This is a genomic window from Psychrobacter sp. Choline-02u-9 (assembly GCF_002836505.1).
Taxonomy (GTDB): Bacteria; Pseudomonadota; Gammaproteobacteria; order Pseudomonadales; family Moraxellaceae; genus Psychrobacter.
In genome coordinates, this window is sequence record NZ_PJBF01000041.1 from 183,128 (window position 1) to 208,488 (window position 25,361).

Consider the following 25,361-nt stretch of genomic DNA (forward strand, 5'->3'; position numbering starts at 1 on the left):
ACTAGCGAGTGACGATTTGGACTAAAAAGGCGTGAAAGTTTTTTATGCGACTTATAAAACAATACGAACCGTTTTTGCATTATCAAGTGAGGCATAAAGCGCATTCACTTGCTCAGCAGCGGTTAGGTACAAATTAACCCGTGCTGAGTGAAAACGACCCGTTTTAGACGGCTTAACTTCGATAGACGCCAAATCAAAATCAGGGAATTGGCTACCCAAAATTAGCTTCACTTCATTAAGCAAACTCTCACGCTCGCCTTCATGACCGATGATGCTCAGTGGGTAGTTCATCGGGAACTCCCAAAGCTCTGGGTTTTGAATATCAGTCTTTTTGCCTACCAATGCGCCTTTATTTGGCGTCAGGTCAGTGACTTTAACTGACGGCTGATTGCTGGTTGGGTTATTTGTGCTGTTGTCGTTGTTGTCTTTTGAATCATCACTCATGATATGAGCCTCGCTTATATAGGTAAATAGGAAAAAGTTAATCAGTCATTAGTAGTAAATAAGTAAGTAACTAACATTAAGTCATTCGAAAATCGCTGCTATAGATATTTAGTTAGTTAAACATCTGCTCAAATCATGCCAAAAGCATAACGCAAAAATCTGAGACAGGCTCAGTATGGTCGTAAGTGGCACTTAAATCAGTCAAGCTATAGTCGATTCAATTTAAAAGTAGTACAAGGCAACCGAGTGTAGATGTAACTGTGATACTTCAAGCGAGGTTAACGCTGTCATACTTTTATAGTGGAATGGCTATATTAGGCAGAGAATATATGCACTGTTTATAGTGGTCTATAGGTGATTATTCAAGTGAAGTCTGTATTTAGTCCGTTTCATCTTGAAGTAGTAAGCTAAATGGCTTTTATTAAAACTATTATAAAAGCTATTGCAAATAGCCATTGATAGGAGTGATATCAGGCGGAATATCCGTCTCTCCCAATGCTTCTCTTAGATTAATCTCGATAGTGCGTGACAAGGCAGTCAAAGGTAACTGGTTAGCGGCCAAACCAAAAGGCTCTTCTAACTCTTCACTAAGCGCATCCAGACCAAAAAAAGTATAAGCAATCACCGCACAAACCAACGGGGTTGCCCAACCGAGTGATGCCACCAAACCGAAGGGCAACATAATGCAATATAAATAGGTCGTGCGATGTACCAGCAGCATGTAAGCAAAGGGCAGTGGTGTGTTATGAATGCGCTCGCACGCTGCCAGTACAATTGTCATAGAGGTCAGGCGTTCATCCATATTTTGTATGACTTGTTCCGATACCAGTCCTTGACGCCGAATATCGCCAAGCTGTTTACCCATTAGGCGCATTATATAATCAGGTACGTTTTTCGCTTGGCGCATACGGTCATGGTGTATCGCTGCAACAAGAGGCTCGATATCCGCCCAAGGTGGCGTACCACGCAATCGGTGGCGCACAGCATGGGCAAAAGAAATGGTCAGATATACCATCGTTCGCTGAGTATCGTGTGCAGTCGCATTGTCATCCTCGCCATCATCTATGGCATTCGCATCGTCATCATCTATAAAAGACAGCACTTGGCGCGTTAAGCTACGAGAGTCATATACCAGCTGACCCCACAGTCCGCGCGCTTCCCACCAACGCTGATAACTGGCATTGTTTCGAAACCCAAGAAACAACGATAAGGCAATCCCGAGCAAGGTAAACGTTGCCATACCATAATAAGGAAACGAGTCAGGCATCCAGTGCTGAATAATCGTGATGAGCGTACTAAGAATAGTAATCAGCAAAATTTGCGGATAAATTTTTGGAATGATTGATCCACGTAGAGTGAAAAATATCTTAAGGGCATTGGGTGTTTGCCGGACAATCATGTCAGTTTCCTAGCGATGGGGTATATGTAGACACTATTAAATGTCACGTGTGATTCTAATATAGAAATGAGTTCTGTAAAGCCCAAAAGGCTATAAATTTATTCAAACTAAAGAGTAAGGTGATTACTTAAGCTTGATAATTGAGATAGCTATAGGAGTTAAATCCTCGCCAAAAGAGCGATGTTTTTATTAATCTACTTTATGTATGTTAAAATGATGCAAAATATCACTTCTTAACTCTATAAAAGCTGCCACCACAAAGATGAATACGCCACCCTAGCTGTACCCCTCCTCAGTAATGATTGCTTCCTATAGCAATTACTCTTATAAAGCGTCTGACGCTTTTTCTTGTGCGCACGCACTGCTTTAACGTTTGTATCACTATTCGATATATCTAGTGGATCATAAAAATTATCCCACTAAAAATATGTTATGACGATAACTCGATAACTATGCTCGTTCACATTTTTATATTTATCATTTGATAGGCAATGGGCAACGTGTCTGGATATCAAAGGGTATAAACAGAGATGTGCCTAGATAGCAAAGGATCTAAATAAAGATGTGTCAGACTTTTCATGTGAGATGATTTTTAACTACTTTTTAGATACTTTCCAATTAGATATTTTCTAAATAATGATTAGATACCTCGTTTATTGACAGACTAAAGCAGTTCCCCAAAACTGAGTTAAATATGTTAAATACAATTAAAGAGCATTGGCTATCCAATGTGAGAGGCGATGTCTTGGCTGGCATGGTCGTCGCTTTGGCGCTTATCCCTGAAGCGATTGCGTTTTCTATCATTGCCGGTGTCGATCCCCAAGTAGGGCTTTATGCCTCGTTTTGTATCGCGGTAGTGATTGCGTTTGTCGGTGGTCGTCCAGCGATGATTTCGGCGGCGACTGGTGCGATGGCGCTACTAATGGTGACGCTGGTCAAGGATTATGGATTGCAGTATTTGTTAGCAGCCAGTGTGCTGACAGGTGTTATACAGATTATCTTTGGCTTCTTAAAGCTAGGTAATCTAATGAAATATGTGTCGCAATCCGTAGTGCTCGGCTTTATCAATGCCTTGGCTATTTTGATTTTTATGTCACAGGTTCCTGAGCTGATGCCGCAGGCAGGTTCAAACCTAGTACACGTATACGGTCTTGTGGCGCTAGGTCTAGTCATTATCTATGGCTATCCATATATTCCAAAGATCGGTAAAGTGATTCCATCGCCATTGGTCAGTATTGTACTGGTCACGGCTATAGCTATCTTATTAGGTGCAGAGGCTCGAACCATCAATGATATGGGTCAGCTACCTGATACCCTGCCGATGTTTTTGATACCTGATATCCTGTTGAACTTAGATACGTTGATCATTATTTTCCCGTACTCTATCAGTTTGGCGATAGTGGGCTTACTTGAGTCTATGATGACCATGACTATCGTAGATGATTTGACCGATACCAAAGGCGACCGTACGCAAGAGTGTAAAGGCCAAGGTATTGCCAATGTGGTTAGTAGCTTTTTTGGCGGGATGGCAGGCTGTGCGATGATTGGGCAGTCGATCATCAACGTCAAATCAGGCGGCTATACACGTCTTTCTACTTTAGTGGCAGGCGTGTTTTTATTATTGATGGTAGTGTTCTTAAGCGATTGGTTAAAGATTATTCCAATGGCCGCATTGGTCGCTGTGATGATTATGGTGTCTATCGGTACTTTTAACTGGGATTCGTTTAAGGAACTAAAAACCAAGCCGTTACAAAGTAATGTGGTCATGATTACGACTGTCGCTGTGGTGGTCGCAACGCATAACTTGGCCTATGGCGTATTGATTGGCGTGCTGCTGTCAGCATTGTTCTTTGCCAATAAGATTGAGCGCTATATGAGTGTGCATAGTCACATGGATGAAGCATCGCAAACGCGTTATTATCGAGTTGACGGACAAGTATTTTTCTCATCAGCAGAGCGTATGATTGATTCCTTTGATATTAAAGAATCTGTCTCTAACGTGGTCATTGACGTGTCGCGCGCGCATTTTTGGGACGTGACAGCAGTCGCCGCCATAGATAAAGTCATCATTAAATTTCGCCGCGAAGGCACTGAGGTAGAGCTAATCGGTTTGAACGAGGCGAGCCAAGCGATGATAGATAATTTCGGTGTGCATGATAAGCCAGATGCTGAGCAAAGCTTAGGCGCGCATTAAATCAGCCATGCATTAATAGTGTCATATTGATAAGTGTAAAAAAGCTGAGTGTACCTTGGCTTTTTTTGTGCAGATTAAAACCTGATTAGAAGACTATATTCTTTTATGGATAAATATCTTAGAAGCTAATAGGACGGCAGAAACGAAGGGGTAGCTAGAAGGGAAGAAGTAACAGGTTTGGATGATGCGGTATGGAGATAGTTAATCGTTATATTGAAATATCTAGATGTTTTGTAACAAAGAAAAATAGCTCTATAGATTATGAGAATTTTTTAAAGCTTCAACAGCTCTTTTTCAACTTCATTGAGAAATGCTTCGATATTAGCTTCATGACGCTGATAAAACGTCCATTGTCCATGGCGTTCGGACGTAACCAATCCTGCTTTTTTTAACACACCCATATAGTTTGAAATGGTTGATTGCGACAATCCAGCTTTTTCTTGGATGTAGCTGACGCATACACCATCCAGATTAGCATGCTCTGGTAATGACGCTGGAAAGTTTGATCTGTCTTTCAACCACTTTATGATTTGGCGACGCATGGGGTTGTTAAGTGCAGATATTATGTTTTCTGTATTCATAAAATGTGTGATATCGATACCTAGTTAATAATCAACAACTGTCAGAGTGGAACATTGGATTTTTAGCTTACTCATTATGAGTATAAACACTAAAGCGTAGTAGTATTTGTTTACTACCAATGTGTCAACCATATACAAGTAAACGGCTACTAGTAGCATACAGCTTATAACTAGCGTTTGTATTCTGACTATACATTTCTATAACAGTAGAGTATACAGCCAAAACCAGTTTAATTATGACAGTTGTACTGTCTAGTCATCGGAATATTGTCGAATAGTAACAATATATGATGGACAAAAAAAGACTGTATCAAACCGTATTTAATACTAAACGTTGTTACGACTGACTTATTAAATACACGTTAGTTCTTTGCCAAACCAACAGTAAAATAGTATTAGAAAGCTTCTGACATGACAAGGGCGTGTTGAATATTCAACACGCCCTTGATGCTTTATGTTCTTAAATTTTATTAAGCGTTTTTATTAATTTAGTTAGCATCGCGGTAGAGTACCGAAAAACCTAAAAAGCATAGTTGTGATATCTTAGCTTTTTAGAAATGCCTCAATTTTTGGTTTAATAGTCATAGAAACGATGACCATTAACGTCAATCCTACTGGTAATGCAACTAGAAACCCTTCTAACCAGCCATTCAAAAATGCTGTTTGATTAGCAAAACCGATCGTCTTTGAGGCAGTACTAAAGGCTAACATAGACTCCATTATGCAAGCCATCAACACACCTGTAATGAGATTGCGCTTGTACGCTTTGGTATTAGATAACTTATGATTAATAAATTTTGTGACCAGACCCATCAGTAAAAAGCCAATCGGCATGATCGCATACGCCGCTAGTAGCGCTCTAGACCAGTCTATAAAAAATGTATCGGAATATCCGACATTCATATAGGTCATCACACCTGTTAAGAGACCACCTATGACAGTCATTAAGGCAAGTATTAATAACACTTTGTAGAGCAACGGTGTTTTTTTAGTGCCATCATTCTTAGCGCTACCACTTTTAGAACCATCAATGAGCAGGGTCTCGGTATTTGACGGCATAGTATTTGGAGCCATCGTTATTTTCCTCTCATAAAGAGCGTTTAATTAGTCAGTGTTTTTTTCTGCCTGTCGATCGCTTACAGATTGGTCTTCTGCAACACCTGCTTTCCAGTAAGAAAAGGCATATAGCTCATCTTTAGACCACTGTTGCTCGACCTTTAGATAATGACGAAGGGCTTTGATAGATGAGAATTCGCTAGCGATATAAGCAAAACGGCTCTGTTCTGCAGTTGGCAAATCGAGAGATTTCACTATGTCGATTAATTGGCTACCTTGCGTTGGATCTGGGTTGTGTAACCATGTCATGGTGATATTGGCCGCTGTCGGCAATTCTTGCTCATCTTCTGTACCGTGCACTTCGATGATGCATTGACCAGTCGCACTGTCAGGCAAGGTTTCTAATATCGAGCCGAGCACTGGTATCGCTGTGGCATCGCCAATCAGTAGAAAATAATCTGCATCAGGACAAAGCGCTTTGGTTTTAGGCTTCATTAAGATACCGATCTCGTCGCCAACCTCAGCATGAGTGGCCCAGCCTGAAGCGGGTGCCTCATCACCATGAGCGACAAAATCAATCCAAATCTGTTGTTTTGCTACATCGGCGCCGCGATGAGTATAAGTGCGAACAACGAATGTAGTATTGTCATTTAGGTCAATTGGCTGAGCTTTATCGACAGGAATAAGTACTTTATTGTTTGCACCAACTGTCATGGTCGCGATATTGGCAATAGTATCTGCTTGGCCTGTGAGGTATATACGGATGTAGTGCGGAGTAATCATTTGCTTGTGAGCAACGGTCATGATTTCGCGTACTGGTTTTTGATTTATTGTGTTATTCATACGGATCTGTCCTTACTTATTTATCGGTAGTCTTGCTGGTGCTAACGTTGTCTATCATGGTGCGACTGACACGGAAAAATAGCGCAAGCTCTACGAGGCTTAAATCTTTCGTTAATTGCTGTCTTGTCCATTCTTCTGCTGCATCAAGCTTTGTCATAACTTCTTCGCCTTTAGAGGTCAGCTGTAGTAATTGGCTGCGACCATCAAGCGGGTTATCTGTCTTTAATATTAGCTCAGCTGCTAAAAGATCATTTAAGGCACGAGTGATTTGCGCTTTGTCTCGCTGCATGTGTTTAGAGATTGATAGCGCAGTGCTATTCGGGTTATAGCAGACACCTTTTAAGGTTCTGATATTAGTCACGGACAACTCGACACCTTGCTGACGAATGCCTTCTAGCAGCAGGTTGGTATAGGTATGCATCAATTGATGTAGTGTTTCGCTCAATGAATTGTTAGACATAAAAACTCTTTGGTATAGTTGATAGAAGCAACTATATAGAATAAGGTTGATAGTGTCAACTATAAAGTGGTTCTTGAAGAGTAGTCTGTGTCTATAATTAAATAATTTTTAATGAAAGAAGGTAGTAGAAGGTAAAGAAAATAGGGGTGTACATTGAACAAGGAGCGCTTGGGTTAAAGAGATCTATGACTAGGAGGCTATGCAATTATGGAGCTTTGTAATTAATAAATACAGTAATTAATAATTTCTAGAATTAAAAAGCAGGCACAAAAAAAGCTGAGATATACTCAGCTTTTTTATTTTTAATCACTATCTGAAACCTATTAGCTAGGCTCAGTATTTCTCTTCGAGTTTAGTCGTTTTCAAGGAAAGAGCGCAAGTGCTCAGAGCGTGATGGATGACGCAATTTACGCAATGCTTTCGCCTCAATCTGACGAATACGCTCACGCGTTACATCGAACTGTTTACCGACTTCTTCTAGAGTATGATCCGTTGGCATATCGATACCGAAACGCATTTTTAGGACACGCGCTTCACGTTCAGTCAGGTTACCCAATACATCACGCGTCGCTTCTTGCAGACCAGCAGCAGTCGCATCATCAACAGGGCTTGAAATCGTACCATCTTCGATAAAATCACCTAGGTGCGAATCTTCATCATCACCGATAGGGGTTTCCATAGAGATAGGCTCTTTAGCAATTTTCAGCACTTTACGGACTTTAACTTCGTCCATCTCTAAGCGTTCGCCTAATTCCTCAGGTGTTGGCTCGCGCCCCATTTCTTGTAGCAATTGACGTGAGACACGGTTGATTTTGTTGATGGTCTCAATCATATGCACAGGAATACGAATGGTGCGCGCTTGGTCAGCAATAGAGCGGGTAATCGCCTGACGAATCCACCATGTGGCATAGGTCGAGAACTTATAACCACGGCGATATTCAAACTTATCAACGGCTTTCATCAGACCGATGTTACCTTCTTGGATAAGATCCAAGAACTGTAGACCACGATTGGTATATTTTTTGGCGATAGAGATAACCAGACGTAGGTTAGCTTCAACCATTTCTTTTTTCGCGCGGCGAGCTTTTGCTTCACCAACAGCCATGCGACGTGCCACATCTTTCATATCGTGGATTTTCATATCGAGCTGCTGCTCATAATCACGGATACGACGTTGTAATAAAATAACGTCATCAGTGACTTTTTCTAGCGTACCAGCAAATGCAGGCTTACCTTTGATACGTTCAATCAACCAATCAACGTTGGTTTCATTGCTAGGGAAGGTCTTACGGAACTCTTCACGCGGCATACGACCACGGCGAATCACCAAACGCATGATCTGACGCTCTTGCTTACGCACGTCATCATAGACGTCATGCATGATAGCCATGACTTGATCTGACAAGCGGTTGTTTAGCTTCAACATCATAAAGCGTTCAGCAAGTAGGGCATATGCTGTATCAGCCTGTACGCTACCACGGCCATAATCAAGCAATGCTTGCTTGGCTTTAATAAATAGATGCTCGATCTCTTCTAGGCGTAAACGAACTTCTTCTGGATCAAGACCGCTGGTTTCTTCTTCAGCTTCGTCTTCAACGTCATCTTCATCTTCGTCGTCATTATCAAGCGCGGCTGCTTTCGCATTGACCTTAGCTTTGATAACCGGTGGGTTTTCTTTTTCTTCTTTGATGCGTTCACGCTCTTCTTTCGCCGCTTCCTTTGCTTCTTGAGCTGCGATTTTGTCTTCTTCGGTCTCAGGGTCTAAGAAACCAGTGATGACGTCAGATAGCTTTTTTTCGCCGTCTTGGACTTTTTGATACTCGTCAAGGACAAACTGTACGGTACCAGGCCAGTAAGACATGGCATGCTGTACATCACGAATACCTTCTTCGATACGCTTAGCAATGGCAATTTCGCCTTCGCGAGTTAGTAGGTCAACCGTACCCATTTCACGCATATACATACGTACAGGATCAGTGGTACGACCAGGCTCAGTTTCAACAGAGGCGAGTACTGCCGCTGCCTCATCTGCTGCCATATCATCATCACTTGAATCATCGTTCATCAAGATGTCATCGGCATCAGGAGCTGATTCAAAGATTTTGATACCGACATCGGTCAGCATTTGCACAATGTCTTCGATCTGATCGCTTTCGGTAATAGAGTCGGGCAGCTGGTCATTCACCTCAGCGTAGGTAAGATACCCTTGCTCTTTGCCCATTTGGATTAAGGTGGCCAGTTGAGATGTGGACTTAGAAACTGACTTATCGTTCATAAATACTCGCTTACTTGCATCGGACATTTTTATATTGTGACTCGCTATCGCTCGCTCTTTGCGTTGATCTTATCAATCGATTGATCAAAATATGGCGTAGAGGTTGTCAATAATATCAAAAATGAGTTGATATGAATAAAGGCTCAAAACACTACAATAACAATGCTGATAAACAGCTAAAAATTAGAAAAGCTAAAAAGACTTCAATATGGTACTTAAAAAAATACAGTACTTAAAATTTAATACTCAAAAATAGTATCTAAAAGCTGATACGTAAAATAATACCTAAAATTTGTGCTTAACGATGCATGCTCACAATCATTCACCAAGCAGTGCTGTCAATATACAGCGACACAGTTTAACACAGACCACAGTCGTCAAGCACGAGCTAGTGATAGCTACCGACCATTTTTTGCCGTTTATTTGCCATCAGCTAAATGATTTGGGAGCGACTCATGCTACTGGGCATAATCATTAGTAGTGGGGGCAGCTGCTAGACTTTTAAAGGGTCAACATTTGAAATTAAACATTAAGACTGCACAGTGACCATCTGGGCAGATTGCTCTGCCTGCTGTGCGCGTAGCCAATCATTCAATAATTGGGTTTGTTTACGGACGATCGCAAGCTTAATATGATCAGGGTTCTGTATCAGCTCTTGTATTTTTTTCTTCATATTGCGCTCAAGCAGCTGACTGACTAGTTCTTCGATTAGGCCATCAAGCCCCAAGATATTGCGTACAGTTAGCGCTTTATAGAAGCCGCCCCAATTACGGCTGAGCATGTCTTGGGTCGCAGGCTTTACGTTCGATAAGATAAAATGCGCCGCTGCATTGACGTCTTTTGGTAGGTAATTAAGACAGCGCTTAATAGTGCTTACGATGTCTAGCAGGGCAGCATCTTGCAAGTCTTCCCAGGCAAGCGGACGTAGCGTATCAGGCGATGCTTTTTGTTTGATATGAGCAGGTAGGTGTAAGCCATTAATCCCTGACTGTTGCCAAATCGACTCAATAGGGTCGTCGATTAACGCGCGCGGCTGAAACAAAAAGCAAAGCTGCAATTGCTGACTGATGGTCATATCACCATCAAAATCTAGCAGCGCATCTTTGGCCTCGACATTTTGACTGCGTTTACCGCCAAGCTTTTGATAAACGTCATTGTTGAGCAAATAGCGAAAGCTACTGCCTTTGGGCAAGGCGGTCGTCAACGATCGTACTTGGGACATGAGCTTGGCCTTGCCTTCAGCCAGACTCATGTCATAACGCTCACTCAAATATGCAAAAATATACTGCGATAGCGGCATGGCATTAGCGATTTGCTCACGCATGGCATCGCTGCCCTGACTCTTAATAAAAGTATCAGGATCATGATTGTTAGGCAGGGTTAAAAACCGCAGTTCTTTATCATCGGCCAATACAGGCAGGGCAACTTCAAGTGTACGCCAAGCGGCTTTTTGTCCTGCGCTATCTCCATCAAAGCTTAAAGTAAGCGTTGGATTTAGTGTCAGTAGACGCGATATTTGACTTTCATTAATTGCTGTACCCATCGAGGCGATTGCCCCATAGATACCTGCTTGATAAAGAGCGATCACATCCATATAGCCTTCGACCACCAGCCAGCTGTCTGCGCGCTGCTGACGTGATTCATAATAGCCGTATAGTACGTGCTGCTTATGAAAGACAGGTGAGTCTGATGAGTTGATATATTTAGGCTTTACTTCGTCATCGAGCGCCCGACCGCCAAAACCAATAGTGCGGCCTTGGTTATCACGAATTGGGAAGATGACTCGGTCGCGCAATAGATCGTAGTCGCGGCCAGACTCTGACTGACGTACCAATCCTAAGGCTTTTAGTCCTTCAATATCCTGCGGAAATTGATGCTCAAGATGCTGCCAACCAAATGGCGCATAGCCAAGACCAAAGGTCTCAAAGATGTCTTCGGTGATACCGCGTGATAAAAAGTAATGCTTGGCATGGGGATGCGTGGTCAGGTTGTGCTGATAGAACTGCTGGATTTGCTCTAGTAGCTCATATAGATTGCCATCTTTATCCTCGCTTTGCTCAATGCCATGAGCGTCCTGCATACCAGCGCCAGTATCCGTATCTGTCAACCATGCTGGCGGATAGCCACTATCATCTGCATGGTTTGGCAAATATGGCTCTGAGGAATACGAGTCCATAGAATAGGACGCTGAATCATACGCCTCTAACGGTGGAAAATTCTCATAGCCCTGATTGTCATCGTAGCCTTGATTGTCATTATAAATGGGCTGGTCGATGTAGTTTTGGTCGCTGTGGGCGACATTGTTTTGATGACTGTCTTGACGATTATTTTGACGATTATTTTGATGATTATTTTGATGGTTGTCTTTATTTGTACCGTCTTGGCTTACTTTGCTATGTTCTACAGTTGGGCTAGGCACATTGTGAAGTGGCGGCGGTGCAATAGGTTTGGGTGCGCGACGTTGATAACTAACGTTTTGCTGTTCTTCTTTCGGTACTTCAATGCCTGTTTGTTTTGATAGTTCATTAACAGCTTCAATAAATGTCAAATTCTCATAATCACGCAAAAAACTGATGGCATTGCCACCGACGCTACAGCCAAAGCAGTGATAGATGTTTTTTTGTGGATTAACATAAAAGGAAGGCGATTTTTCACCGTGAAAAGGGCAGCAGCCTTTATATTCACTACCAGCCCGTTTAAGCGTGGTGTGTTTGCCAATGATGCTGATCAGGTCAGCTTGGCTATTTAATTGTTCAAGAATATGGTTAGGAATGCTCATACAAAAAACAGTTTACCATAGGTCGATTATGTTGGGGCAGAGGTAATAAGGTACTGCTAGAAAAATAAGGCCAACATAATGTTGACCTTATTATCAATGAATACAGACTGTGTTAGTTAGGCTAAGCTAAGCTAAGAAGAGACTTAACGTAATCAATTATTATCCATATCACTCACACTGTCGTCATTTAGTGTAGTGCGGCGTGTTGGATTGGTATTTAGGGGATCGACGTTGGCTTCTCGTGCAGTCGAGCCAGTGCTTGATTGACTGGTTACGCGCTCAGCTGACGCTTCAGGCAGACCTAAGCCCACACTAATACCATTACGTGCAGCAGTATTATTGGCGACTGGAGTATTGGCAGGCGTCGTATTTGTCCCTGCTAGTCTCAACTGGGCTGCATTACGAATCATTTGTGTCTTGGTGGCGCCGTTATACTCGCCAGACGCGACTGATTTGTCAGTCGTGTTCGAACGACCAAGCTTGCCAAAGGTGATCTTGTTGAGCCAAGTACGGTCACGTTTGGTGCTTAATTTCACACTACCGTTGCTGGTTAGCATTTCTGGGTAGTTGATCTGCAACAGCGTTTTGTATTCATTGGCCAAATCGGTTAGACCAAGTTTTTCATGGCTATAAGCTAATACCGCAAGAGCATCTGGCGTTGACTCACTAAGTGGGTAATACTGAAATACCCATTTGGCACGGTTGACCGCTGCTACATAAGCTTCACGCTCGATATACCAATTTGCGGCGCTCATTTCGCTCTCAGCAAACTGATTATAGATGAACGTCATACGCTGAGCGGCATCTGGTGCATACGGGCTGTTTGGATATTTATTGATAAGCTCTTGGAAATTGGCAAAGGCAATACGCAAATACGCGGTATCACGCTCAGCTTGGTTCAGTTTAAAGAGCTTTAGGCTCTCAGATGAACCTTCCATATTGGCAACGCCGCGCACATAGTAGGCATAGCTGACTTGTGGGTTAGACGGATACAGACGGATAAACTGCTCAGCACTTGCTGCCGCCATCTCATACTTATCGCCTTCGTATTGTGCATACATCATGTCAAGCAAAGCTTGTTCAGCGTACTGTCCGGTTGGGTAGAATGTACGCAGATTGGTCAGCTCTTCGATACCTTGAATATAATGACCTTTGTCAATCTGATTGACAGCCTCGTTATAATACCCTTGCTCTGATTTTTCAGCTGTTTCTACTGCCTCACCATCTTTGGCGCCAGTTAGATTTTTGAAAGTCTGGCAACCCACTAGATTGACGCTAAGCGCCAGTAAGGTTATTGAGGACAGTTTGATAAACGTATTGCCAACAGCTTGCATACTTCTTCTCCGACACAAGACGCATAATAGCAGCGGCGCTATCATGCTATATAAAAGGTTAGTGATAAAAAACGACGCTAAATAGTCAACGATCCACCAGCAAAAATTTTTTATCGAATGCAGTTTTTGTTATGACGTATTGTACTGATAGATTGGGTTTGATACATAGCGCTTGTATAGTAAGCCAGTCATAGACCACATGCATTTAACCACCACATGCATTGAACCGTAGTCAAACGGTTTAAATGGCAAATACTGTTAACAAAACCCAATGCCATTTTCAAACTGTATCTAAGTACGGCATTCGCATACAGTGCCATAGCATACAGCAAAACATGGCTATACTTTATAGAATAACATTTGCTACGTCTATTTTTTCGCCATCTATATTGTATAGGCAGTTTAACATGAGCGGATGTCACGAGCGATATCGAATGTCGCTAGCATGAGTAAATATACAGTAAATTACAGCAATGTCATGTTCTAGAGAGTTAAGCGAGACGTCTTACAGCCTAAAAGCATGCTCAAAAATTAACAGATAGCATGCAGCTTCTATAGGGCTTATGCGTGCGACATGATACACTAGAGCGGTATAGTCTTCGCTTTTTTGTACCTTAAAGGTGGTTATCTGCCATTTATAGGCAAAGACCATAATAAAAAAACGACAATTTTTTATACTGCTATTTATAATACTATCTTCGAAGTCACCTCACAAAACACTGTCAGGGACTTTGCCATGTATCAATGTATCAATCCGCTATGAATAATGATGCCATGACTACCAATTTATCACCGAATCAATCGCTAGATACTGATTCATCAGCACAAGAGTCACCAATGCCAAATGATGTTTTGAACAATAATGAGCTACCTGATAATCAACCAATGATGAGTGAGCAAGTGCATGATGATGCGCTTGATGATGAAGAACTGCTCATCGATGATGGTAATGATCTGAACGATAGCGACATTGATGATAATGATATTGATGACAGCGATATGGACGGCGACGACGATGAAGCTCCAGTAGCGGGTCAAGCTGTACCAGTGATTGTAGACATGACGCATGTGGTCACAGAAGATCAAGCTGGCCTGCGTATTGACAAGGTCGCCTCACAAGCGTTTTCGGACTTTTCGCGTGTACAACTCCAGAACTGGATTACTGATGGTAGTCTGCTCTACAACGGCAGTGTCCAAAAACCGAAAGTCCGTGTCAAAGCAGATGACGTATTGCATCTATCAACGACGTTACAGCAGCATGGCGAAGACCAACCAGAAAACATAGATATCGATGTTGTCTATGAAGATGATGACGTATTGGTAATTAATAAACCTGTCGGTATGGTGGTTCACCCTGGCGCTGGTAATCAAAATGGCACTTTGGTCAATGCATTGCTATATCATTATCCTCAGCAGCATCATTTACCGCGTGCAGGTCTTGTACACCGTATTGATAAAGACACCTCTGGATTGCTACTGATTGGCAAAACCAAACCTGCACAGATGGCACTAATGGAGCAGCTAAAAGATAAGTCTGTTTATCGTCACTATAAGTGTGTGGTGGCAGGGGACCAAGCAAGCTTATCTCGTCATCGCCGTATCGATGCGCCGATTGGCCGACATCGTAACCAGCGTACTAAAATGACGGTGATGACCGCCGGCCGCGAAGCGGTAACGCATCTGCTAAATGTCACGCCATTGAACGAAAACTACTGTCTGCTAGATGTTGGACTTGAGACTGGACGTACGCATCAAATTCGTGTGCATCTAAGTCACATTACTTATCCATTAGTCGGTGACCGTGTCTATGGTGGCCGTCGTCAGTTGCGTTCTGGATTGACAGAAGCTCAGCGCCAAGCTATTAATAATTTCCCGCGCCAAGCATTGCATGCCTATACGTTAGGATTTGTGCATCCGACGACAGGTGAAGACATTGAAGTAACGACGCCACTACCTGAAGACATGCAAAAACTCATGGCAGTACTAAGCGACGGTTATTATGAAGAGTAAACGCTAACGTTTACTAGATGAGAGGTGAGAGCGAGCAGCCATGACGAACACGTTCCCGATGACAATGATTGCGCAAATTGATGATGTGGCTGTTTTTCAGACGGCTGCTTTTGTGTATGATGATATTGATGATTCTGCTGCTAAAAACCAGCGTACAGGGTATGAGGGTCAGTCAAATTACGGCGAGCTAAATCTAGGTCTGCATGTCAATGATAATGCACTACAAGTATTAGATAACCGCATGAGTCTATTGGCTGCTATCAATGAGCAACTGACAGATAAGTCTGCACAAAATGAGCAGCATGAGGCTATTAATCGCTTACATTGGGTCAGTCAGGTTCATGGTAAACATATTCATGATGTCGATGCTACTACACTGAATATGGCGCCACTGTCTGCTGATGCGATGGTCAGTCAACAAAATGGTCGCGGTCTGGCAATCATGACGGCAGATTGTGTGCCTATCGTGTTATATCAACCTACCAGTGGCAAAATCGCAGCGATTCATGCAGGCTGGCAAGGATTGGCCTGCGGTGTGATACAAGAAACAGTTAATCGCTTTACCGATTCAGGCCCTATACAAGCTTGGATAGGCGTTTGTATCAGTCAGGAAAACTATGAAGTAAATACAGACGTTCGCGATAAACTATTATCTGGGTGTATAGCTAACCAGACGTTATCACAGGCACATATCGATAACTTTGTGTCGCTATTTTCTATATCGTCTTATGATGACAAGATAAAGTTGGATTTACCGAAGCTTGCTGCCATGCAGTTAGAAGCTGCTGGTGCTACAGTCATGAATGACTTACCTGTTGACTGTAGTTACGCTGATACTCACTATTACTCGTATCGCCGTCAGACTCATATGCAGCAACCTGCAACGGGTCGGATGGCACTGGTCATCGTTCGTCGTTAGCAGCTTTATAGTCAGCGAACTACTAAACCGCTACGGTGTTACCCTCCCTAGATGTACTATATGTACAATCTACGGTCGGCTGCCTTGTAGCTGTTTTAGATTTCTTTGACTATATAATAATGAATAGTAGAAACAAAGTGATAAACAATAAAAAAACAGCAGATTATTCTGCTGTTTTTTATTTGAATGCTACATTTGTATTAATACAAGGTCTGTATTGGTACAAAATCTGTATTAACAAACAGAGTCGCTAGATTTTGGTACTGATAAGCCAAATAGAGGACGTAAATACAGTGCCAAGAACGTACCTGCCATTGCCAGTATGCCCCAGATATAACCATGTAAGCTAAAAGAAGCGATACCACCGAAGTAAGCGCCGATATTACAACCGAACGCGAGACGTGCGCCATATCCCATCATCAATCCGCCAATGACCGATGCTGCAAAGTTACCTGTAGTAATTTTAGTAAACTTGAACAAGCCACCCGCAGCAGAAGCGATAAACGCGCCAATGATAATGCCGATATTTAATACAGTGGTTGAGTCTGCAAAGATAGAGGCTTCAAGCGCCGCTGCATTAGCACCTTGCCAATAGCCCCAGCTAGCCACATCCATACCAAAGCCGCTTGCAATTTTAGAGCCCCACAATGTGAATGCTGACGTAATACCCCACGGTTGACCACGTGTAAGTAATGTCAGACCGTTAAGTAAAGCTAAGACGATTGCAGCAGCAAATAGCGGCCAAGAGCCACGAAAGATTCGTTTCCAGCCAGACTCAGAAGGCACGGGCGCCATCTTCGGTGCGTTTCTTTTTTTCTCAACGACTAATGTTACCCATGCGATAATGCCGAATATGGCTAGCGACACCAGCCATGCCCCTGTATAGCCAAGACCTGTAGAGGTTGCTAAAGAGAAAGGTGCATAAGCGGGCATCTCTTCTGTCCAGAATGGCAAATGATAAGCACCAATCGTGGCGCCCACTATGAAGAAAATAAAGGTGATGAACATAACAGAGCGTCCACCGCCTACCGCATAGAGCGTACCAGAAGCACAGCCGCCACCAAGCTGCATGCCGATACCAAATACAAATGCGCCTACGACTAGACTGACCCCTAATGGCGCGACATAACCTGCGACAGGACCGCCAAATAGCGTCGTGCCATAAGCAAGGATTGGCGCAAATAGTGTAACAGCAACTGCCAACATTAGCATGTGTGAGCGCATCGCTTGACCGTTACCTACTGCCATCATACGTCTAAAAGCAGAGGTAAAGCCAAAGCGGGCATGAAAAAGGGTATAGCCTAACAAAAGACCTATCCCAAGTAGCAATGATTGAGAGATATGTTGAGTGGCTAATAGATACGCAAGCACCATCAATCCTACGATGCCACCACCCATAATCAAGGGTTTTTGCGGTGCATTTAGGGCCAGATCATCTCTGACGATAGGATCTTTTGTGTCGTTTACAGGTTGAACGAGAGTAGTCAAGGTAATAGCTTCCTTATCCGATGATGTTATCAGATATCATTTTTATAAGAATTTATATGAGTATAGTTGCGCAGGTTTGCAGAATTGGAAACTGTACGGCTGTTAATTCGATTGATTTGGTTTAGCAGTAAGAAGCGCTACATCATAATCCTATTGTCATTAATGTAAATACGAAGTGGTTAGAAAAAGTAGAATTAGTATATGATGATATGGAATAAATAAACCGCTGTGTATATGACCTTATATCAATAGTTATCAATAGTTATCAATAGTTATCAATAGTTATCAATAGTTATCAATAGTTATCAATAGTTATCAATAGTTATCAATAGTTATCAATAGTTATCAATAGTTATCAATAGTTATCTATAGTGCTGATAATTATAGGTTTATTAGGTATCAGGAATTTGTTTGTGTCACATTATCAGTTAACGCGACTGACCCATTTATACAAAATATATTAAAAGTATATGTGATCTGATTAGCCAGACTTTAATAAATAACTTAAAAACAAAAATACGTCTGATACAATGGGCTTGAATTCAATGAAGGTCGTCGCATATATACTGGTATGTATACGCTGACGTATAGAGACTATGTAATTAAAGACAGTGCAGTTAAAGACTATGCGATTGCTCTATCATTATTGATGTTTTTACCAGTTAAATTGACTCAAAGAAACGTTGCTCGGCTCGATTCTATTGTATCGCCTGAAAGCTTAAGAGCTTGAGCTATCGATAAGCATTTATTGTGAAAGTGAGGCCACTAACTATCGATTGTGGCTAAGTATCCAATATTTTGTAAGTTTTACTATTCAACCAATTATTTATTATTAGAGTACGTATGAATACACCTGCTAAATCGTCTAACACCTCTACATCTACTGATAACACGCCTAATGTCTCAATCGCTGTTATCTTCCATAGTAATTATGGTCATACCAAGCGTGTCGCTGAGGCGATAGTACAAGGTGCGCATCAGCAATTGCCAGCCGCGCAAGCCAAGGCTGTCGATGTGTATGATGTTGATTGGGATTATTTAGATCAGGCAGATTTGCTGGTTTTTGGTAGCGCAGTGTATATGGGCAGTGTGACGGCTGAGTTTAAGACCTTTATGGATGAGACATCCAAGCGTTGGTATCATCGTAAATGGGAAGGCAAGTGGGCAGCAGCGTTTGCCAATTCGGGCGGTCTGAGCGGTGATAAACTTGCTGTATTGCAGCAGATTTCTCTATATGCGATGCAACATGGTATGAATTGGATTGGTCTGCCATTGATGCCAACAGGTCATGAAGCTCATGACTTAAACCGTCTGTCTAGCTTTTTGGGTTTAATGACTCAATCGCTTGATGGTCCACCTGAAGAGACACCAGGTTCGGGCGATATTGATACTGCTATTTGGTTTGGTGATCATCTGGCCAAAACGATTATTAAGCATCAACCAGCTGATGCTAAGCTATAAAAACAGCTAGAACCGACAGAGCGATCGAATAAAAAAGCAGACATTATTGATGTCTGCTTTTTTTGTGCCAATTTTTATTGAGCGATAAGTGCGATCAAGCGCTAGGCTTTTATTGAGCAATAAGCTTAGTAGGGGCGGGCTTCACGGGGATAGGACTGTCAACGAATTGAAATGATTGACAACCTCCTAGTAGCATCGTTGCTACTAGCAAATAGGTAAAGGCAAATGACTTCATAGTAATATCTCAAAAACGATTTCAGCCCAACGATATATCACGACTAATCATCATTAGTAATAATAGTAGTGTAGAGTCAGGCTTATTTGCAGACATTATATATAAAAATCAGCTGCTGATAGCAGTTTAAAGGAGATATATGTATTCGGTACTGTTCTTACGCAGGCTATCTCGCTGTTTGTAATATGGCTTATCTAACGCTCAGCTTTACTCGCTATATATAAAATTAGCCAACTGTTTGATAGTACCTATAGGCATTTTAACGGGTTGTGTTATAAATAAGAATAGTGATAATATGTTGAAAGCTGACCAAATAGTCAAGTATCCTATAGTACGAGTTTTCTAACAAATTTGTTCGATGAATGCTCATATTTGCAACCAGCTTACTTGATATAAAAAAGTGCGTTGTGCTGATTTTTTTATCTCTTAAGAATGTGTTAGCAAGATACAAACCAAGTGCTTACGTTCAGCATTTGAGCCATCAAATTCTTTAAGCCTTATGCTTATCTTCATTATTTTATTTTAGCCGAGTCTTGCTATGATTAGTTTTTACTTAAATGGGAAACGCCACGAGCTAACCCAGCTTAACCCTAATACGACGGTGCTTGAGTATCTACGATTGCATGAAGGCCAAACGGATACGAAGGAAGGTTGTGGTAGTGGTGATTGTGGTGCCTGTACTGTGATGGTTCAGCGCCTGCCTAATGCTAGCCAGCCAGCGCTTAGTGATGAAAATGGCGACGAAAAAAATGCTACGCCACCGTTCTATACGATTAACTCTTGCATTACGCTAGTGTCGCTCATGGATGGTCATCATCTGATGACGGCTTCTTATTTGGCAGATAATCCTGAGCATCATCCAGAACGTGCTCTGCTGCATCCAGCGCAGCAAGCGATGGTTGAATATCACGGGTCGCAGTGCGGTTTTTGCACGCCTGGGTTTGTGATGTCGCTGGCTTGCGTTTACGAAAACAATCGTATGCAGACAAGTCCAGAAGCAGCAAGTCAGAACGATGCCAAGCAATTAAGTTACGATGAAGTGGTTGCATCAATATCTGGCAACTTATGCCGCTGTACAGGTTATCGTCCGATTATCGAGGCGGGCCTACTGATGAGCGATATCGGTCAGCAGAGAGAAGCAGAGCAGTCGGCGGTGAAAGACTTGACGATCAGTCTCACAACAGATGCTATGGCAAGTACAAAAGAGTCGATAGTCTCTGAACATGTGCCAGCTGAAACTAAATTAAACAATGCAGAGTCGAATGATATTGCACCTGCACTTAATGATGCTGGGCGACAGTTATATATGCCCAAGTCACTAGATGAACTTAATCAAGTATTAGCGGCCAATCCACAGGCTACGATTTGGGCAGGTGGTACGGATTTGGGACTGAGTGTAACCCAATATTTGGTTGATCACGAGGTCATTATCCAGCTTTCAGCTGTCGAGGCATTAAAGTCATGGTCATTATTTGACGCAAAGTCTGACCCAAGCAATGAAGACTCGAATAACGAGCAAGCTCCTAGCCAAATACTAATACTAGGTGCTGGCATGAGCTATCAGCAGATGTTGCCTGTGCTTAAGCAGTATTTCCCAAGCTTTGCTCAAGTATTTGAGCGTATTGCCTCTCCGCAAATCCGTAATATGGGTACCATCGGCGGTAATATAGCCAACGCTTCTCCAATTGGTGATTTACCACCGATTTTATTGGCGTTAGATGCGTCAATTCATCTGCGTCATTGCGCGCCTAATCGTAAAGAATCAGATAATAGCAATGAGATTTATACGGATGAGATCATACCTTTATCAGAATTTTTCTTAGATTATAAAAAGACCAAACTGCAAGCAGGCAGTTACGTAGTCGCTATTCATATTCCTCTGATGCATGACAATCAACACTTATTTATTCATAAAATTAGCAAACGCTACGAAGATGATATTTCAGCGTGTCTATTGGCTGCGCGAATCGATGTATCAGCAGATGGCATGACAATAGAGAATGCAAAGCTTGGGCTTGGTGGCATGGCTGCCATACCGTTATTAGCTACAACCTGTCAGCAAGCGCTCGTTGAGCAAGCGGCTGAAGTTGCGAGTTTTGAGCAAGCAGCACAAGTCTTGTCTGCAGACGTTACGCCTATGACCGATGTCAGAGCCAGCCGTGAATATCGCTCACATGTGGTACAGCGTCTACTGGTGAAGTGCGGTAAGCAATTGGTAGCAGGTAGACAGACTGAGACTGCTTAATTAGCAGAGTTGTAAATTGCTAATACCGCCTTATCGTTATATTTGCCAAGAATAAAAGAGCATTAATAAAAGCGTCCTAATAAAAGAGATCCGCCATGAGCCATCATTCGTCTTTATTTGACAGTTATAGTATCCGCCGCGTGCGTCCGCCAAAAAACAAAATTGGTACCTCGGCTAAGCATGATAGTGCGATTAGCCATGTCATGGGGACGGCGACTTATGTGGATGATATTGCAAAACCGCAAGGCACGCTACATCTGGCAGTAGGTAAAAGTAGCCACGCTCACGCACGTGTATTGAGTATGGACTTGAGCGCTGTTAGAGATGCGGATGGGGTGGTAGATGTCTTAAGTTTTAAAGATTTGCCTGCGCAGACGGATATCGGTGCGGTGTTCGACGGTGAGCCACTGATGGTGGATGACATCACAGAGTATGTGGGTCAGACGTTATTTGTAGTAGTAGCGAGCAGTCATCGCGCTGCCAAAAAAGCGGCTACCAAGGCAGTGGTGGAGTATGAGCCATTGCCAGCAGTACTTAGTATTGATAAAGCGCTAGAGCAAGAGTTGTTTGTGCGTCCGAGTCATTTTATGAAGCGTGGTGACGCGGCGACTGCACTTGAGAACGCACCGATTCGCATTGAAGGTCATATTCATATGCGCGGGCAAGAGCACTTTTATCTCGAAGGCCAAGTGTCTTATGTGGTGCCTTGCGATGATGGCGGGCTAGAAGTATACACGTCGTCACAGCATCCAAGCGAAGTACAGCAGCTGGTCGCCGAAGTAACAGACTTGCCATTTCATGCGGTAAACACAGTCGTGCGCCGTATGGGTGGTGGGTTTGGTGGTAAAGAAACGCAAGCCGCTGCTTGGGCGTGTCTATGCGGTATCATCGCCAAACGCCATAATGTCCCTGTCAGTATGCGTCTAGATCGTCAGGATGACATGGTGGTGACGGGTAAGCGTCATGAGTTTGCCAATCGTTACAAAGTCGGCTTAGACAAGTCTGGTCGTATATTGGGCGTTGATATGCAACTGGCTGGTTTGTGTGGTTACGCGCCAGATTTGTCTGATGCTATTGTCGATAGAGCAATGTTCCATTGTGATAATGCCTATTATTATCCAGCTGCTCATGTAGCAGGTCATCGCTGCAAAACGCATACCGTATCCAATACTGCCTATCGAGGGTTTGGTGGTCCGCAAGGTCTAATGACTGCTGAGTATATGATGGACCATATTGCCTATACGCTAGGGCAAGATCCATTACAAGTGCGCTTAGCAAACTTATATCAAGATGGTCAAAGTACCCATTACGGTCAGACGATTGAGCATTTTGATTTAGCGACCATCATGACTAAGTTGGCAGACGATTGCGATTATGACAATCGCCGTCAGCAAATCCTAGAAGCCAATCAAAAAGCTGCCGCTGAAGGCAGTGACAAACGCTTGGGTCTTGCTCTAACGCCAGTAAAATTCGGTATTTCATTTACGGTGCAGACGCTTAATCAGGCAGGTGCATTGGTACATATTTATACTGATGGCAGTATCCACCTCAATCACGGCGGTACGGAGATGGGGCAAGGGCTATATATTAAAATCGCCCAAATTGTTGCCAATGAATTTGACGTTGATCTGGATACAGTCAAAGTATCAGCGACGCGTACCGACAAAGTACCTAATACCTCACCAACTGCCGCGTCATCAGGTACAGACATTAATGGCAAGGCAGCGCAAAATGCTTGTCTAAGCATTAAAGCTCGCATACTTGAATTTGCTGCTGAGCATTTCGACGTAGCGCAAGAAGACATACGTTTTGAAAAAAATCATGTCTATATTGGCGATAAAGAAACGCTGACTTTTGCTGAGATGATTCAACTATCGTACCAAAACCGTATCAGTCTATCGTCCACTGGCTACTATAAAACGCCGAAGATATTTTACGATCGCTCTAAAGCATGGGGACGTCCGTTCTTCTACTTTGCCTTGGGTGCAGCCTGTGCTGAGGTTGAGATTGATACCTTGACGGGCGAGTACAAAGTACTACGCTGTGATTTGTTACATGATGCAGGACAATCGATTAACCCTGCCATTGATATTGGGCAAATTGAAGGGGGTTTTGTGCAAGGTATGGGTTGGCTCACGGCAGAAGAGCTGATCTGGAATGATAAAGGTAAGCTCGCATCTGATAGTCCTGCTAATTATAAAATTCCAACCGCGCATGACTTGCCTAAGCAGTGGAATGTCAAATTGTACGATCGTAAAAACGAAGAACAAACTATCTATAACTCTAAAGCCGTTGGAGAGCCGCCGTTTATGTTGGCAGCCAGTGTTTGGTGTGCCCTTAATAATGCAGTCGCGAGCCTTGGTGATTATAAAAAGAATCCAGAGCTGACCATGCCTGCGACGCCAGAAGCGGTCTTAAAAGCAGTGATGCGCATGCAAGGCACATCGTGGGATTTAACAACTAAAGTAGATACAGATACGGTTGATAGTTTAGTAAAAGGCGCAGAAGAGAACAGTGACCTATACAACGAGAAGGCAATGCCGCAAGACGTACGTCATGCTAAAGACATCGATCCAAAAGAAGTCGAAGGCAAACAAACTGATGACCAGCCTAACGCGATAGAACATCCAAATGTAGCAGGGGCAAGAGGTCCTGCGCACAGTGAATGAGTCGTTAGCACCGCCAGCCGTCTGGTACGAAGGTCTAGCGCGATATCAGCAGCGAGGTATCGCTCACGTGTTGGCGACGGTCGTAGCCGTAAATGGATCTGCGCCTCGAGCGCTCCAGGCAAAGATGATCGTCACGCAGGATGGTATTGTAGATACGCTGGGCGGCGGCGGCCTAGAGCACGATGTTATCAACACGGCACGGCAACTACTGAACGGTGAAATAGCGGCAACGGTATCAAAAGAAGTCAAACCCAAAGTTGCTGAAACTAATGATGACAGTACGTCAGTATCCTCTAAAGCGGTGCGCCGTGATGCTGTCTACACCAAGCACTACCCGCTAGGTGCAAAGTTGGCACAGTGTTGCGGTGGTAGCGTAACTGTTATGTTCGAATGCTTCAATGTAACGCCGCCGATGTCAGTACTAGTGTTTGGTGCAGGGCATGTAGCATCAGCGCTAATGACCATCCTCGCTGAGCTACCTTGTCAGGTAGATTGGGTGGACAGTCGCCCAGAGATGTTTAAGCGGTACTTAGTTGATGAATCTACTACTAATCCATCCACACTTTATAACTTACCAGTGCATATCCGTCCGCATATCGATGATGAGCCTGTAGATTTTGTGCGCCCATTTATCGAGCAGGGTGGTCAGCGTTTTATTCTGGTTATGACTCATGACCATAGTGTTGATTTTGAGTTAGTACGGGCGGCATTAGATACTATTTCTGATACTAGCTCGTCTGAGGAACAATGTTCAGATACTTTGACACCTTACATAGGTTGCATTGCCTCGGCAACCAAAGCCAAGCGTTTTAGAGATCGTTTGATGCAGCGTGGCTACAGTGAGCAACTGGTCAATCAGTTGGTTATGCCAATTGGATTGAAAATTGGCGGAAAAGAGCCGATGGCGGTGGCGGTTTCTATCGTGGCACAGCTCCTACAACAGTATCATCAAGCTATTTCTTGAACGGT

Annotated in this window: 17 protein-coding genes; 7 read left to right on the forward strand and 10 right to left on the reverse strand. The window is 43.1% G+C overall.

Annotated features, from left to right (window positions below):
* Positions 1-51: 51 nt before the first annotated feature.
* A complete protein-coding gene (locus CXF69_RS03355) occupies positions 52-342 on the reverse strand; it encodes a YbeD family protein (RefSeq protein ID WP_057762424.1) in 291 nt (96 codons plus the stop codon).
* A 541-nt stretch (positions 343-883) separates the two neighbouring features.
* On the reverse strand, positions 884-1,843 hold the full coding sequence (locus CXF69_RS03360; protein ID WP_101204779.1) for a bestrophin family protein: 960 nt from the start codon (positions 1,841-1,843) through the stop codon (positions 884-886).
* Positions 1,844-2,537: 694 nt separating this feature from the next.
* Here CXF69_RS03360 and CXF69_RS03365 point away from each other — a divergent pair.
* Complete coding sequence (locus tag CXF69_RS03365; protein ID WP_101204780.1) at positions 2,538-4,037, forward strand: SulP family inorganic anion transporter; 1,500 nt, start codon at positions 2,538-2,540, stop codon at positions 4,035-4,037.
* Between the two features lie 272 nt (positions 4,038-4,309).
* On the opposite strand, the gene CXF69_RS03370 is transcribed toward CXF69_RS03365, so the two are convergent.
* From CXF69_RS03370 to CXF69_RS03400, 7 genes are all read right to left on the reverse strand, one after another.
* Positions 4,310-4,618, reverse strand: coding sequence for an ArsR/SmtB family transcription factor (locus CXF69_RS03370; protein ID WP_101204781.1), 309 nt, complete (start codon positions 4,616-4,618; stop codon positions 4,310-4,312).
* A gap of 543 nt (positions 4,619-5,161) precedes the next feature.
* Positions 5,162-5,692, reverse strand: a complete 531-nt coding sequence (locus tag CXF69_RS03375) for a DUF2798 domain-containing protein (protein WP_198551522.1) — start codon at positions 5,690-5,692, stop codon at positions 5,162-5,164.
* Positions 5,693-5,722: 30 nt separating this feature from the next.
* On the reverse strand, positions 5,723-6,517 hold the full coding sequence (locus CXF69_RS03380; protein ID WP_101204782.1) for a siderophore-interacting protein: 795 nt from the start codon (positions 6,515-6,517) through the stop codon (positions 5,723-5,725).
* 16 nt (positions 6,518-6,533) lie between these two features.
* Positions 6,534-6,977, reverse strand: a complete 444-nt coding sequence (locus tag CXF69_RS03385; RefSeq protein ID WP_101204783.1) for a MarR family winged helix-turn-helix transcriptional regulator — start codon at positions 6,975-6,977, stop codon at positions 6,534-6,536.
* 352 nt (positions 6,978-7,329) lie between these two features.
* Positions 7,330-9,252, reverse strand: a complete 1,923-nt coding sequence (gene rpoD / locus CXF69_RS03390) for an RNA polymerase sigma factor RpoD (RefSeq protein WP_101204784.1) — start codon at positions 9,250-9,252, stop codon at positions 7,330-7,332.
* A gap of 529 nt (positions 9,253-9,781) precedes the next feature.
* A complete protein-coding gene (locus CXF69_RS03395; RefSeq protein WP_101204785.1) occupies positions 9,782-12,031 on the reverse strand; it encodes a DNA primase in 2,250 nt (749 codons plus the stop codon).
* Between the two features lie 152 nt (positions 12,032-12,183).
* Positions 12,184-13,365 (reverse strand): outer membrane protein assembly factor BamD, encoded by a 1,182-nt coding sequence (locus CXF69_RS03400; RefSeq protein WP_101204786.1) that lies wholly within the window; start codon positions 13,363-13,365, stop codon positions 12,184-12,186.
* Positions 13,366-14,139: 774 nt separating this feature from the next.
* On the opposite strand from CXF69_RS03400, the gene CXF69_RS03405 reads away from it, so the two are divergent.
* Both CXF69_RS03405 and CXF69_RS03410 read left to right on the forward strand, forming a co-directional pair.
* Positions 14,140-15,375: an RluA family pseudouridine synthase gene (locus CXF69_RS03405; RefSeq protein WP_101204827.1), complete on the forward strand. Its 1,236-nt coding sequence runs from the start codon at positions 14,140-14,142 to the stop codon at positions 15,373-15,375.
* Positions 15,376-15,415: 40 nt separating this feature from the next.
* Positions 15,416-16,294 (forward strand): purine nucleoside phosphorylase YfiH/LACC1 family protein, encoded by an 879-nt coding sequence (locus CXF69_RS03410; protein WP_101204787.1) that lies wholly within the window; start codon positions 15,416-15,418, stop codon positions 16,292-16,294.
* 234 nt (positions 16,295-16,528) lie between these two features.
* On the opposite strand, the gene CXF69_RS03420 is transcribed toward CXF69_RS03410, so the two are convergent.
* On the reverse strand, positions 16,529-17,782 hold the full coding sequence (locus CXF69_RS03420; RefSeq protein WP_101204789.1) for a YeeE/YedE family protein: 1,254 nt from the start codon (positions 17,780-17,782) through the stop codon (positions 16,529-16,531).
* Between the two features lie 843 nt (positions 17,783-18,625).
* Here CXF69_RS03420 and CXF69_RS03425 point away from each other — a divergent pair.
* From CXF69_RS03425 to CXF69_RS03440, 4 genes are all read left to right on the forward strand, one after another.
* A complete protein-coding gene (locus CXF69_RS03425) occupies positions 18,626-19,243 on the forward strand; it encodes a flavodoxin family protein (RefSeq protein WP_101204790.1) in 618 nt (205 codons plus the stop codon).
* 773 nt (positions 19,244-20,016) lie between these two features.
* Complete coding sequence (locus tag CXF69_RS03430; RefSeq protein ID WP_101204791.1) at positions 20,017-21,723, forward strand: xanthine dehydrogenase small subunit; 1,707 nt, start codon at positions 20,017-20,019, stop codon at positions 21,721-21,723.
* 95 nt (positions 21,724-21,818) lie between these two features.
* Positions 21,819-24,392, forward strand: coding sequence for a xanthine dehydrogenase molybdopterin binding subunit (gene xdhB / locus CXF69_RS03435; protein WP_101204792.1), 2,574 nt, complete (start codon positions 21,819-21,821; stop codon positions 24,390-24,392).
* Positions 24,385-25,356: an XdhC family protein gene (locus CXF69_RS03440; protein ID WP_101204793.1), complete on the forward strand. Its 972-nt coding sequence runs from the start codon at positions 24,385-24,387 to the stop codon at positions 25,354-25,356. The genes xdhB and CXF69_RS03440 overlap by 8 nt, the downstream gene beginning before the upstream one ends.
* Positions 25,357-25,361: the final 5 nt, after the last annotated feature.

Coding starts and splice junctions, on each gene's coding strand:
- xdhB (WP_101204792.1), top strand. CDS start 21,819: ATGAGCCATCATTCGTCTTTATTTGACAGTTATAGTATCCGCCGCGTG.
- CXF69_RS03380 (WP_101204782.1), bottom strand. CDS start 6,517: ATGAATAACACAATAAATCAAAAACCAGTACGCGAAATCATGACCGTT.
- CXF69_RS03400 (WP_101204786.1), bottom strand. CDS start 13,365: ATGCAAGCTGTTGGCAATACGTTTATCAAACTGTCCTCAATAACCTTA.
- CXF69_RS03365 (WP_101204780.1), top strand. CDS start 2,538: ATGTTAAATACAATTAAAGAGCATTGGCTATCCAATGTGAGAGGCGAT.
- CXF69_RS03430 (WP_101204791.1), top strand. CDS start 20,017: ATGATTAGTTTTTACTTAAATGGGAAACGCCACGAGCTAACCCAGCTT.
- CXF69_RS03385 (WP_101204783.1), bottom strand. CDS start 6,977: ATGTCTAACAATTCATTGAGCGAAACACTACATCAATTGATGCATACC.
- CXF69_RS03425 (WP_101204790.1), top strand. CDS start 18,626: ATGAATACACCTGCTAAATCGTCTAACACCTCTACATCTACTGATAAC.
- CXF69_RS03395 (WP_101204785.1), bottom strand. CDS start 12,031: ATGAGCATTCCTAACCATATTCTTGAACAATTAAATAGCCAAGCTGAC.
- CXF69_RS03370 (WP_101204781.1), bottom strand. CDS start 4,618: ATGAATACAGAAAACATAATATCTGCACTTAACAACCCCATGCGTCGC.
- CXF69_RS03405 (WP_101204827.1), top strand. CDS start 14,140: ATGACTACCAATTTATCACCGAATCAATCGCTAGATACTGATTCATCA.
- rpoD (WP_101204784.1), bottom strand. CDS start 9,252: ATGAACGATAAGTCAGTTTCTAAGTCCACATCTCAACTGGCCACCTTA.
- CXF69_RS03375 (WP_198551522.1), bottom strand. CDS start 5,692: ATGGCTCCAAATACTATGCCGTCAAATACCGAGACCCTGCTCATTGAT.
- CXF69_RS03410 (WP_101204787.1), top strand. CDS start 15,416: ATGACGAACACGTTCCCGATGACAATGATTGCGCAAATTGATGATGTG.
- CXF69_RS03360 (WP_101204779.1), bottom strand. CDS start 1,843: ATGATTGTCCGGCAAACACCCAATGCCCTTAAGATATTTTTCACTCTA.